The organism is Dolichospermum sp. UHCC 0352 (genome assembly GCF_009711925.1).
GTDB classification, from domain to species: domain Bacteria; phylum Cyanobacteriota; class Cyanobacteriia; order Cyanobacteriales; family Nostocaceae; genus Dolichospermum; species Dolichospermum lemmermannii.
The window spans coordinates 16,763-31,309 of record NZ_VIKY01000297.1 but is presented as its reverse complement, the minus strand read 5'-3'; the positions used below and the strand labels follow the sequence as shown (position 1 = coordinate 31,309).

The following is a 14,547-nucleotide window of genomic DNA, read 5'->3' as shown; positions in this document are numbered from 1 at the left end:
GGTCAGGAGGAAGAATTAGAAGAAGAGAAGAGAAGAATAGTATTGAATCCAAGTGATAGGTTTTTGCTAATTTCAACCCTTATTCCTTGCACCTGATTCACCTTTTTTACCTTCAAACTCTTGATATATCTCAGTTCTAGCTTTATTCAGCAGCCCCTATTTACCCTCGCTAGGAAAAGTAGGTATTTCAACCTTCAAATAGGAAATTGGACACCTTTTTGAGTAATAATAAAGCTACTATTTTATTTCATATTGCTGAATTACTATGCATGGAAATGTTATTCTAGCTATCAGTTCATCGTCATGTTTTTGACTTTTCTAAATTTCCTGATTTGTAGTGTTTTTTGATTAATCATAAAACTTACGTATGGACAGAAAATACCAAATAGGTTGTATAGTTTTCACAGATGCAAATGATGGTTAATTCTTGTAGTGTGTAAGTCCCAAATTATTGAGAATGGCTATAAATTTAAGGTGAATAAGGAGGGAAATGTTAAAAATTGATTTGAAAGCGAATGACTTTTAGCTAACTTAGTATAAATTCTAGAATCGGTTTCTTGCCATATCAAGACTCCAATTTCATTCCCACTAGAAAAGTTTCAACCAACAATATCAGGACTTTAGGTGATCAAAATGGACGAAATCGCAAAAAAACTTGCTGGTCTGGGTCTTCCAGGCGTAATTCTATTAATTTTAGCAGTCACATCAGCAGGTAGTAATGCTGCTATTGTTGCTGCGCTCACAGCAATAGGCGGACCCTTGGGCATCCTTGGTGGTATAGGGTTACTTGGTCTGACAACAGTTGTCGGAGATAGTGTTGCTGCATACGGGATTGAAGCTATTATTAAGGCCGTTTATTCAGAACGGCTCAAAACCGAGTCAGAAACATTACTTATCAAAGAAATTGAAGAGCTACCCATTTCAGACGAGCTAAAAGCTAAATTGAAAGATCATCTAAGTTCAGTAAGTTCTACTTCCACAGAACCAGCTTCAGAACCCAGAATAGTGGAAATTGTTGATGAAAACGAATAATTTCACTATTAAATTGGGTAACATTTAAGAGCGAATAGTAAGTGCCAAGACAGAATTAATTGCATATTGGTTATTTACCAATCTTTTGCCAATCGAGGATTTCAGTCCAGATTTTTGTGTAATTAATTTTGTCCAATTATGTACCAAGTGCATACCGCTATAGTGAGAATAGAAAAATGGCCTGTGGGTCTGATTTTTTCGGGTCACACTCTCAAAGGCCATTATTTTCTAACAAAAAATGATCCAGGATGCGAATGCAACGCAGTGTGTTGTAAAATATCTTAGTTGAAACTGTTCCCTATGACTTACGTCACGCTACGCTATCACCAACAACTTATTAAACAACCCGTAAACTTATGTTGAAACAATGTATTCATGAGTTATTTAAAGCCCAGGTTGCTCGAACTCCGCAAGCAATAGCTGTCGTGTTTAGGGATAAGCAACTGACATACCAGGAATTAGATTTGCAAACAGACCTCCTGGCTAATTATTTGCAAAAACTAGGGGTAGGAACTGGGGTACTTGTAGGAATTTGTCTAGACCGCTCCCTAGAGATGATAGTGGGTTTATTAGGAATTCTCAAAGCTGGGGGAGCGTATCTGCCGCTAGATCCTAATTATCCAGCAGAAAGATTGAACTACATGATACAAGATGCTCAAATCTCTGTGTTGGTAAGGCAAGAAAAATGGTCCACTTTAATATCTGATTATTCAGGGACAATTATTTGTTTGGATAGTCAACATGATGCAATTTTTGATCATAGTGATAGCGAAGCGCGACCTAGGAATCGCCATCTTGTGAATACAGTTAAACCTGATCATTTGGCTTATGTCATCTACACATCAGGGTCTACAGGAAAACCCAAAGGGGTAATGATTGAACACCAGTCATTGGTGAATTTTACCCAGATGGCGATAGCTCAATACAACATATCCACGGGCGATAGAATTCTCCAATTTAGCTCGATCAGTTTTGATGTTGCCGCTGAAGAAATCTATACTGGTTTAAGTTGTGGTGCAACTTTAGTTCTACGAACTGAGGAAATGATAAGTTCCGTCTCCTCATTTGTACAGCAATCTCAAGATTGGCAAATAACTGTCTGGGATTTACCGACAGCTTACTGGCACTTAATAGTAAATGAATTAGCTATGAATCCCATAGCATTACCTGAATCATTACGCTTAGTAATTATTGGCGGCGAACGGGTATTACCAGAACGAGTGAAAATGTGGCTCAAGGATATTGGACATTTCCCTCAGTTAATTAATTGCTACGGTCCCACTGAAACTACCGTTGCTGCTTCAATTTGCTGTTTATCCAGTTTGAGTGCCACCCAACTAGAAAGAACAGAAATACCTATTGGTAAACCAATGGGGGATAATATCGAAATTTATATCTTAGATCAAAACCTGGAATCAGTTCCGACTGAAACCATAGGAGAAATATACATCGGTGGTGCTGGACTTGCAAAGGGCTATTTGCACCGCCCAGAACTGACCGCAGAAAAGTTTATTAAAAATCCCTTTGACAATTCAAAATTATATAAAACTGGTGATTTAGGACGGTATTTACCAGATGGCAACATAGAATTTTTAGGACGAATTGACAATCAAATAAAATTTAACGGCTTCCGCATTGAACTAGAAGAAATTGAATCCCTCCTCAATCAACATCCCCAAGTTTTTCAAAGCATAGTTATTCTGCGGGAAGATGTTCCTGGAAACAAACGTTTGGTAGCTTATATTGTCCCATCATCAAAAGAGGAAATTAACTGTACAACGCTGCCCAGCTTCCTGAAAAACCAGCTACCCAGCTACATGATCCCAAGTGTCTTTGTTTCCCTAGACGCTTTACCTCTGACTCCCAATGGGAAAATTGATCGTCAAGCACTTCCCATACCTGATATTCAAGAAACCTTTGTAGCACCGCGCAACTCACAGGAAGAAACTCTTGCCCAAATCTGGGGTAAGGTTTTTGGTGTAGAACAGATTGGTATTGATGATAATTTTTTCCAATTAGGCGGTCATTCGCTAATCGCCACACAAATTGTGTCTCGAATTCGGGATGTTTTCCAAATTGAATTATCCTTTGGACAACTTTTTGCAAACCCGACGATTAACGATTTAATTAAGGTAATTATCCAGCAGCAGCAACTACAACAACCATTACCCCTAGCCAAAATTACGCCGATTTCCAGAGAGGGTTATTTACCTGTTTCTTTTGCCCAAGAACGAGTGTATTTTATTGAGCAATTAGCACCCTCCATGACTGCTTACCAATTTCAAGAGAGTTTGCGAATCAAGGGCAATTTAAACATAGATATTCTAGAAGAAAGTCTCAGCGAAATTTTGCGTCGTCATGAAATTTTCCGCACGACATTTCCGGCAGTAGAGGGCAAGTTGGTACAATTAATTCATCCACCTCAACCTGTAAAATTACCAGTAATTGATCTGTCAAATTTTCCCAAATCAGCACAGGAATCGGAAGTACAAAAATTAACAGAGATTGCAGTTCACGAGCCTTTTGATATTAGTCAATTACCATTAATTCGTTGGACATTATTAAAATTAAGCGACCAAGAATATGTGTTAGTTCATGTTGAACATCACATGGTTCATGATGGTTGGTCATTTAATTTATTTTTGCGAGAATTATTAACATTATATCAAGCCTATTCCCAAGGAAAACCCTCACCGCTAACTGAACCCTCACTCCAGTTTGCCGATTTTGCCCATTGGCAACGACAGTGGGTGTTAACAGAACCAGCACAAGCCCAACTAAAATATTGGCAACAAAAATTAGCTGGTAGTCCTCCTGTATTAGAGTTACCAGGCGATCGCCCGCGACCAGTCGAGCAAACTTACCAAGGCGGCATGGTACGCATGGAACTGCCCCTAGATGTTTGTGAAGCCCTGAGAAAAATGGGTCGTCAAGAAGGGGTGACTTTATTTATGAGTATGTTTACGGTTTTTGTGACCATGATCTACCGCTACACCGGACAAGAAGACCTTTGCGTGGGATCTGGGGTAGCTAATCGCCGTTGGCGGGAGACAGAAGGGTTAATTGGCATGATTGTTAATAATATCGTCCTCCGCACGGATTTATCTGGCAACCCCACCTTTCGAGAACTTCTGTCTCAAGTGCGTAATGTTACATTGGAAGGTTACGCTAACGAAGATTTACCCTTTGATAAAGTCGTAGAAATTCTCAAACCAGAAAGAAATCTCAGCTACAATCCTCTATTTCAAGTAATGTTCAGCTTCCATGATGCTCTTTTACCTGATTTGAATCTACCTGGATTGAGCATTAAACAGCATGAGACACTCAACAATAAATCAGCCAAATTCGATCTTGATGTTGTTGTGATGCCTCGTTCTGAACAACGGGTAGGGCGCAATTCTCAAGAAGAAGCCAAAGGAATAGAAACAGAGGGCATAACTCTTGTTTGGGAATATAATAGTGACCTGTTTGATGTCACCACCATTGAACGGATGACGGGTGAATATCAAACGTTAGTAGCAGAGATTGTGGCTAACCCTGATCAACAAATTTCCCAATATCCCCTCCTCACAAAAGAGCAGCAGCATCAATTATTAATTAACTGGAACGAGACGAAAACAGCTTATCCTCAAGGGAAATGTATTCATCAGTTAGTGGAAGAACAGGTAGACAAAAATCCTGATGCAGTAGCACTGGTATTTGATCATCAAAAACTTACCTATGGAGAATTAAATACACAAGCTAATCAACTGGCGCACTACCTGAAAAACTTAGGAGTAAAACCCGATACATTAGTTGGTATCTGCATTGAACGTTCCTTTGAGATGATCGTGGGACTTTTGGCAATCCTCAAAGCAGGGGGTGCTTATGTATCTTTAGATCCTGCCTATCCCGCCGAACGATTGAGCGATATAGTTAATGATGCTCAACTACCAATTCTGGTAACAATGCAGCAATGGGCAACCATAGCCGCCGATCATAATCTGTCAATAGTTTGTTTAGATACCGAAAAAACTGTAATTGCTACCCAAAGTCAAGAGAACCCTGACCAGGCAGTAACAGCCACCAACTTAGCTTATGTCATCTATACATCAGGTTCCACAGGCAAACCCAAAGGAGTGCTGATTGAACATAATTCCTTAGTTAATTTTACTCAAACTGCGATCGCCGCATATCAAATCATCCCCACCGATAGGGTTCTCCAATTTGCCTCCATTAGTTTTGATACCGCCGCCGAAGAAATCTATCCCTGTTTAGGCAGTGGTGCTACCTTAGTGCTGCGGACAGAAGAAATGTTACAGTCTGTGTCTGCATTTGTGCAGCAGTCCCAAAATTGGGGACTAACAGTATGGGATTTACCAACAGCCTACTGGCATTTGCTAGTAAATGAATTAGCCAATGGCAATTTATCCTTACCAGAAACATTACGACTAGTAATAATTGGTGGAGAAAGAGCGCTACCTGAAAAAGTAGCAACATGGCATAAATGGGTAGGTAATTATCCAAAATTAGTTAATAGCTATGGTCCAACGGAAACCACTGTAATTGCCACTTTGAGTCAATTATCAGACAATACTCTCCATCGTCAGGAAATCCCCATTGGTAAACCTATTAGCAATGTACAAGTATATGTCTTAGATAAATACTTGCAACCCGTTCCCATCGGAGTACCAGGAGAACTCCATATTGGTGGTGCAGGTGTGGCACGGGGTTATTTGCACCTGCCAGAATTGACCGCAGAAAAATTTATTAAAAATCCTTTTGTCAACACAGAGGAAAGTAGATTATACAAAACCGGGGATTTAGTTCGTTATCAACCTGATGGCAACCTAGAATACCTGGGACGGATAGATTCTCAAGTAAAAATTCGTGGTTTTAGGATTGAACTTGGTGAGATTGAAACAATATTAAATCAACATTCCCAGGTGAATCAAGCCGTCGTCATTGCCCGTGAAGACATTCCTGGCAATAAGCGTCTTGTCGCCTACATCATTGGTAATCAAGCACAAGTCCAATTGGAGCAAATCCGCCAATTTCTCCAACAGAAGTTGCCTCCATACATGATTCCTGCTACCTTTGTGCCATTAGATCAACTACCAATGACTCCTAACGGCAAGGTAGACCATCGTGCTTTACCAATCCCAGATACTACTGACACCAATTTAGCGGCAGGATTTGTTGCGCCTCAGACTCCCATAGAAGAAAAGTTAGTCGCAATTTGGGCTGAAGTCTTAAGACAACCGAATATCAGCATTCACGACAATTTCTTTGAATTGGGTGGTGATTCAATCATCAGTATTCAGATGATTTCTAGAGCCAATCAAGCCGGATTACAACTGACTCCCAAACAACTGTTTCAGTATCAAACTATTGCCGAGTTAGCCAATGTTGTCGGCACAAATCGGCAAATTAAAGCCAATCAGGGATTAGTTACAGGTTCAATACCGCTAATGCCTATTCAACATTGGTTTTTCGAGCAAAATTTCCCCGATGCTCATTACTTTAATCAATCAGCCTTGTTAGAGATTCCATCAATAACACAGCCAGACTTATTAAAACAAGCAGTGCAAAAATTATTATCGCATCACGATATTTTGCGTTCATGCTTTGTTCTTGAAAGCCACCCCCCGCAACATATTAATGCTACAACCCAAGAAACAGTTCCTTTTATGCTTGTGGATTTGTCGGCATTGTCTTTAGAGGAACAACAAACTGTAATTAAAACCAAAGAGTCCGAACTTCAAGCCAGCTTGAATTTATCATCAGGGGAAATTGTCCGAGTTGCGCTGTTTAACCGAGGAATTAATCGGCCAAGTCAATTACTAATTATTATTCATCACCTAGTAGTAGATGGCATTTCATGGCGGATTTTACTGGAAGATTTAGCAACGGCTTATCAGCAACTTAGTAGTGGCGAAACTATCAAATTACCAGCCAAAACAACTTCCTTTCAAGAGTGGGCAAATCAGTTACAAGCATATAGCCAATCAGAAAACCTGTCCACAGAAATTGATTATTGGTTATCCCAGTTTGCGGGGAATATTACTTCATTGCCCATAGATTATCCTGACCAAAAAACAGAAAATACACTAGCTGCTACTAATTCTCTGACTCTCTGTTTAAATGAGGAGGAAACCCGCGCCTTATTGCAGGATGTTCCCGCTGCCTATAATACACAAATTAATGATATTTTGTTGACTGCATTAGCACAAAGCTTTCATGAATGGACAGGAGCAAATTCATTAATTGTTGATTTAGAGGGACATGGACGAGAAGACTTATTTGAAGATATAGATTTATCCCGGACTGTCGGTTGGTTTACTACTTTATTTCCTGTACAATTCAACCTTGGGTTGGGGAATCAGTTAGCAGAAACTTTGAAATTAGTGAAAGAACAACTGCGTCGCCTACCTAAACATGGTATTGGCTATGGTATCTTGCGATATTTACATCCAAGTTCCATAATTCAAAATAAATTCCAAACTTTACCTCAAGCAGAAATCAGTTTTAATTATTTAGGTCAATTTGATCAAGTTCTGTCTGCTTCTGCCATGTTGGGAGCAGTTAAAGAATGGAAATCAGAACAAAGTCAGCGGGGATATTGCAGCCATCTCTTGGCAATAAGTGGATTGATTCACTCAGGAAAGTTAGAAATGGAGTTTGCTTATAGCAAGAAAGTTCACAAGGGAGCGAGTATTGAAAAGTTCGGGCTGGGATTCATGGAAGTATTAAGAACCCTGATTCTTCACTGCAAATCAAAGGAGTCATCCACCTATACCCCTTCTGATTTTGCTGCTGCTAAAATCAATCAACAACAGCTCGATAAATTCTTAGAAAAAATTAATAGAAAAACCCCCAAGAGTTAGATGAATTAATAGTTTACCTAAAACCTACAATCCTGCTGTGAGATGCTTGATTTCCAAGATTAATTATTGACAACCATTTAATTAAATTTATGCAAGAAATAGTGATTGATTCTAATGATGACGTTGATGATTATTCTGCCTTAACTGAGCAGGAGCGACATAAAATATTGGTAGAATGGAATGATACCAGGGCAGATTATCCTCGACATTTGTGTGTACATGAATTATTTGCAGCACAAGTGGCAAAAACTCCAGACAATATTGCTGTCATTTTTGAGGGGCAGAAACTTACTTATCAAGAGTTGAATCACCGAGCTAACCAAGTGGCTCATTATTTGCAATCTTTGGGTGTTGAGCCAGAAGTGCTGGTAGGGATTTGTGTGGAGCGTTCCCTAGAAATGATCATCGGAATGTTGGGCATTCTCAAAGCGGGTGCAGCTTATCTGCCACTAGATCCCACATACCCCAAAGAGCGTTTATCGTTCATGCTTTCAGATTCACAAGTACAAGTGCTGTTAACACAACAAAAGTTTGTAAAAAGCTTTGCTGACAGTGGTGCAAAAACAGTTTGTTTAGATCAAGATTGGGAATTAATTACTCGCCAAAATCAAGAAAATCCTACTAGCGATGTCACGGCAGAAAATCTAGCCTATGTGATTTATACATCTGGTTCTACAGGCACACCAAAGGGTGTAATGATTCAGCATCGAGGGGTATGTAATCTTGCTCAAGCACAAGTAAAACTGTTTGGCGTAAACCAAAATAGCCGTGTTCTCCAGTTTGCTTCTTTCAGTTTTGATGCTTCAGTTTCGGAAATTGTGATGGCCTTGTGTTCTGGAGCTAGTCTTTATCTGGGAAATCAAGATTCTTTGCGTCCAGGTATAGACTTAATCCGATTTTTGCGTCAACAATCAATCACTCACGCCACACTACCACCCACAGCACTAGCAGCTTTGCCCAAAGAGGAATTGCCAAACTTGCAAACTCTCATCGTTGCTGGAGAAGCTTGTAATCCAAAATTGATCGCTCAATGGTCAAAAGAGCGGCGTTTCTTTAATGCTTATGGACCAACGGAATCAACTGTTTGTGCCACAGTTGCAGAATGTACTTTTGGGGAAACTCAACCAACCATTGGCCGGGCGATCGCTAATATACAAATTTATATTCTTGATCACAATCTTCAACCCGTTCCTATTGGCGTTCCGGGTGAATTATATATTGGTGGTGATGGGTTAGCTAGAGGCTACCTGAACCGTCCAGAATTAACTAAGGAAAAATTTATTTCCAATCCATTTAAGAAGACAGAAGGGAGTAGATTATATAAAACTGGTGATTTAGCTCGTTATTTACCAGATGGCAACATTGAGTTTCTGGGGCGAGTGGATAATCAAGTCAAGATTCGCGGCTTCCGCATAGAATTGGATGAAATCGAGAAGTTGTTAATTCAACACCCAGATGTTAAGCAAGCGGCGGTAATTGCTCGTGAAGACATTCCTGGAGATAAACGGCTGCTTGCTTATGTGGTTCTGAATCAAAAGCCGGAAGCAATTGTTACTACCCTCAAAAACTTACTTCAAGAAAATCTACCTCAATACATGATTCCAGGGGTATTTGTCGTTTTAGATTCTTTACCCCTCACCCCCAATGGCAAAGTAGATCGTCAGAATCTTCCAGTTTGCGATCGCACACGCCCCGATTTAGAAGAAAGCTTTGTTGCACCTCGTAACCCAATTGAAGAAAAATTAGCGGCTATTTGGGCTGATTTACTAGGTTATGAGCAAATAGGAGTTAATGACAACTTTTTTAATCTCGGTGGACATTCCCTGATAGTGGCTCAAATCCTTTCCCGTGTACGCGACAGTTTTCAAGTTGAGTTATCGTTTGCAAACATCTTTGCTAATCCTACCGTAGCGGGTTTAGCTAGTGTCATTCAACAGCATGAACTCCTAGAACAAAAACTACAAAGTCCTGCTATACAAAGGATTTCACGGGCTGGAATGTTACCTGTTTCCTTTGCTCAAGAGCGCGTGTACTTCATCCAGGAAGTAGCACCCGAAAATACAGCATACCAAGCTCAAGCAACTCTCAGATTTCAGGGACACCTCGATGTCATAGTCCTCAAAAAATGTCTCAGTGAGATTGTGCAAAGACATGAAATCTTCCGCACAACTTTTCCAGCAGTCAATGGACGGTTATTTCAGGTCATCCACTCATCCTTACCAATTGAATTAAACGTCGTAGACATCGAGAAATTTACGGGGTCAGAGCAAGAAGCAGAAATTCAACGTCTATTTGATGCAGAGGTAAAGAAGCCCTTTTACTTGGATAAATTGCCTTTAGTCAGATGGTTATTGTTAAAGTTGAATGACCAAGACCATCTTTTAGTCCACATTGAACATCACATGGTTCATGATGGCTGGTCTTTCAATAACGTCTTTTTGAAAGAGTTTTTAGCACTTTATCAAGCCTTCTGTGAGGGTCATCCCTCCCCACTGCCAGAATTACCAATCCAGTTTGTAGACTTTGCGAGTTGGCAGCGAGAGTGGGTAAAAAGCCAGGAAGCCCAAGCCCAATTAGCCTATTGGCAGCAGCAGTTATCCGGCAGTCCGCCCCTCTTGGAATTACCATATGACCGCCCACGACCAGCAGAACAAACTTACAACGGCGCTCAAGTCAGGTTAGAGTTGCCCATTACTTTGTGCGAATCCTTGAGAGTTCTGAGCCGTCAAGAGGGAATTACCTTATTTATGACGACCTTGGCGGCGTTTTTAGTAATTGTCCGCCGATACACTGGACAGGACGATCTTTGTGTGGGTACGGCTGTTGCCAATCGGCGGATGCGCGAGACAGAACAATTAATTGGCATGATCGTCAATAACCTGGTTTTACGCACCGATTTATCTGGTAATCCCACGTTTCGGGAGTTGCTGGGTCGAGTCCGCAAAGTGAGTCTGGAAGCCTTTGCTAACGAAGATTTACCCTTTGATAAGGTCGTGGAGGTGATCAAGCCAATACGGAACTTAAGTTATAATCCTCTGTTTCAAGTGATGTTTAGCTTCCATGATTCTCCCCGTCCAGACTTAACTTTACCAGGCTTGAACATCACAACGAATGTAGCCCTCAGCAACAAATCAACAAAGTTTGATCTTGATGTTGTGTTGATTCCGCATTCCCAGCTAAATGGCAAAGATAAGGGAATTACTCTTATTTGGGAATACAACGCTGACTTATTCGACGCTGCCACAATCCAGCAGATGGTAGATCAGTATCAAGTTTTACTAAAAGGGATTGTTGATAAACCAGAGCAGCGAGTTTCTGAATTACCGATCCTAAACCAGCCTCAGCAGGAATTATTGATGGAATGGAATCAGACTCATAGAGAATATACGCAGAAAAATTGTATCCATAAGTTGTTTGAGTCTCAGGTAGAGTTAACACCCGATGCTGTAGCTGTAGAACAGGATGGTCAAAAATTAACTTATCGTCAATTGAGCGATCGCGCCAACCAATTAGCCCACTATCTGCAAAGTTTGGGAGTTAAACCAGAAACCCTAGTGGGAATCTGCATTGAACGCTCCTTAGATATGATTATCGGCTTACTTGGGGTGATTAAAGCAGGTGGCGCTTATGTTCCTATTGACCCATCCTACCCCCAAGAGCGAATAGCTGAAATTCTCGCAGATACGCAACTAGGAATTTTGCTAACCCAAGATAAATTCCCAAATCAACGGCTAGATTACACAGGAAAAACAATTTGTTTAGATACAGATTGGTCAATCATTTCTCAACACAGCACAGCTAACCCGCACAGTGATGTCAAACTTCATCACCTATCCTATATTATTTATACTTCTGGTTCTACGGGTAAACCCAAGGGGGTAATGATTGAACATCGGTCATTAATGAATTTTGTAATCACTGCCATTGATAAATATGGAATCAATACCAGCGATAGGATTTTACAGTTTGCGTCTGTTTGCTTTGATACTTCCATTGAGGAAATCTTTCCCTGTCTGTCCGTTGGTGCAACCTTAGTGTTACGCACGGAAGAAATGCTCCACTCCAGTGATGAATTTTGGCGGTATTGCCAAAAATGGCAATTGACTGTTTTGGATCTGCCCACAGCATACTGGCATCAGTTAGTAGCAGAACTTAACCCTGAAGATGCCCCCATTCCTGAAGGTTTGAGAACTGTAATTATTGGTGGTGAGGAAGTCCAACTAGAAAAGGTGCAACATTGGCATAATTGTGTAGCTGATCTTTCCCCAGCCCCCCAATTGTTTAATAGTTACGGACCAACAGAAGCAACGGTTGTCACCACCTTAGAACTTTTAACCCCAGTTGCACCTGTTAGCATTGGCCGACCCATTAGTAATGCTCAGGTTTATATTTTAGATCAATATCTGCAACCTGTACCCATAGGAGTTCCTGGAGAAATGCACATTGGGGGAGCAGGACTAGCTAGAGGCTATTGGCAACGTCCAGAATTAACCCATGCCAAATTTATCCCCAATCCCTTTGAGGAGCTAGGGAATAGTAAACTGTACAAAACTGGGGATTTAGCAAGATTCCGCGCCAATGGCAGTCTAGAATATCTGGGACGAGTTGACAATCAAGTGAAGATTCGCGGTTTCCGGATTGAGTTGGGAGAAATCGAAACGGTATTGAGACAACACCCACAAGTGTTACAATCCGTGGCTATCGCCCATGAAGACGTTCCCGGACAAAAGCGACTCGTTGCTTATATTGTTCCCCAGCATCAGCAACCAACAATTGATGAATTGCGCCATTTCCTCAAGGAAAAACTCCCAAATTACATGATTCCAGCGGCGTTTATGCTGCTGAAAACTCTCCCCATAACTGCCAACGGCAAAGTAGATTATCGCGCTCTCCCAACCCCCGATTTTTCTCATCATGTCGAAGATAAATTTATTGCTCCTCGTACAGTTATAGAAGAGAAATTAGTGGCGATTTGGTCGGAAGTTCTCAGAATAGGAAAAGTTGGCATCCACGATAACTTTTTTGAACTGGGTGGAGACTCGATTCTCAGCATTCAGTTAATTTCCAAAGCTAATCAGGTGGGTGTCCAAATTGCTGCTAAACAGCTATTTAAGTATCAAACCATTGCCGAATTAGCGGCTGTAGTGGGTATCACTCGCCAAATCAATGCTGAACAAGGTTTAGTAACTGGTGCTGTAAGGTTGACACCTATTCAAAATTGGTTTTTCGAGCAGAAATTACCCAGACCTAATTATTTTAACCAGTCAACACTGTTAGAAGTGCCATCAGATTTGCAACCTGAGTTATTGCAGTCAGTATTACAACAACTGTTAGGACATCACGATGCTTTACGGCTGCGGTTTGTGCAGGAAGGAGAAAACTGGCAACAAATTAACACCGCGACACGGGAATCTGTGCCATTGAGTATCTTTGATTTGTCCCACCTATCACCACAAGAACAGCAAACAGCAATAAAAGCGACTGATGCTGAACTTCAGGCTAGTCTGGATTTATCTACGGGGGTAATAGCACAAGTCGCTTTATTTCAATTAGGCAATGATAAACCGAGTTATTTACTCTTCATTATCCATCATTTAGCTGTTGATGCTGTCTCATGGCGGATTTTGCTAGAAGACTTGGCGACTGCTTACCAACAAATTAGCCGCAATGAAGTTATCAAATTACCACCTAAGACAACTTCCTGGCAATATTGGAGCGATCGCCTCACAGAGTATGCCCAAATCAAGGCTATCAAAGAGTTGGATTACTGGCTAAATCAATCTAGCATTCCAGTCACAGCTTTACCAGTAGACTATCCTTCAGATCAAGAAAATAACACTGTAGCCTCAACCGCGTCTGTGTCACTGGCTTTAAATGAAGAACAAACCCGCGCCCTCTTACAAGATGTACCCTCTGCCTACAATACTCAAATCAATGATGTCCTGTTGACTGCCCTAGTGCAAAGTTTTGCCCAATGGACAGGAGAAAGTTCTTTACTAATTGATTTGGAAGGACATGGCAGGGAAGACTTATTTGAGGATGTAGATTTATCGCGCACTGTCGGTTGGTTTACGACATTATTCCCCGTGAGGTTACAACTACAAGAAATTGACCATCCAGGAAACGCTTTAAAGTTTGTTAAAGAACAACTGCGGCAGATTCCCAACCGAGGAATTGGTTATGGTGTATTGCGATATTTGCAGGAAAACAGCACAATCCGCGAAAAATTACAGTCACTACCATCAGCACAAATCAGTTTTAACTACCTTGGTCAATTCGATCAAGTGCTGAAAGCCTCTGAATCCTTGGGTTTGGCTAAAGAATTCACAGCCAAACAAAGCTTACTCAATCAGCGTAGTCATTTATTAGGCATCAGTGGTTTTATTCGTGGAGGAAAACTGGAAATGACTTGGACTTATAGTGAGAAAATTCACAAGCAAGACACCATTGAAAAGTTAGCTGTAGGATTTATAGAAGCATTAAAAAACCTAATAAATCACTGTCAATTAACGGAGTCTCAAAGCTATACTCCTGCGGATTTTTCAGCAGCCAAACTCAATCAACAACAGCTAGATAAATTCCTATTCAAAATTAACAAAAACAAACCCAAGTAGCTATCATCAACTAATTCCCAATTCCCAATTCCCAA

The 14,547-nt window shown here is 40.8% G+C and carries 3 protein-coding genes; all 3 read left to right on the top strand.

Annotation, left to right across the window (positions count from 1 at the left end):
- Window positions 1-633 precede the first annotated feature (633 nt).
- Window positions 634-1,032, top strand: coding sequence for a hypothetical protein (locus FJR06_RS21590; RefSeq protein WP_015078974.1), 399 nt, complete (start codon window positions 634-636; stop codon window positions 1,030-1,032).
- A gap of 356 nt (window positions 1,033-1,388) precedes the next feature.
- On the top strand, window positions 1,389-7,898 hold the full coding sequence (locus FJR06_RS21585; protein WP_168652244.1) for a non-ribosomal peptide synthetase: 6,510 nt from the start codon (window positions 1,389-1,391) through the stop codon (window positions 7,896-7,898).
- Between the two features lie 89 nt (window positions 7,899-7,987).
- Window positions 7,988-14,512, top strand: coding sequence for a non-ribosomal peptide synthetase (locus FJR06_RS21580; RefSeq protein WP_168652243.1), 6,525 nt, complete (start codon window positions 7,988-7,990; stop codon window positions 14,510-14,512).
- Window positions 14,513-14,547 lie beyond the last annotated feature (35 nt).

Coding starts and splice junctions, on each gene's coding strand:
- FJR06_RS21590 (WP_015078974.1), top strand. CDS start 634: ATGGACGAAATCGCAAAAAAACTTGCTGGTCTGGGTCTTCCAGGCGTA.
- FJR06_RS21585 (WP_168652244.1), top strand. CDS start 1,389: ATGTTGAAACAATGTATTCATGAGTTATTTAAAGCCCAGGTTGCTCGA.
- FJR06_RS21580 (WP_168652243.1), top strand. CDS start 7,988: ATGCAAGAAATAGTGATTGATTCTAATGATGACGTTGATGATTATTCT.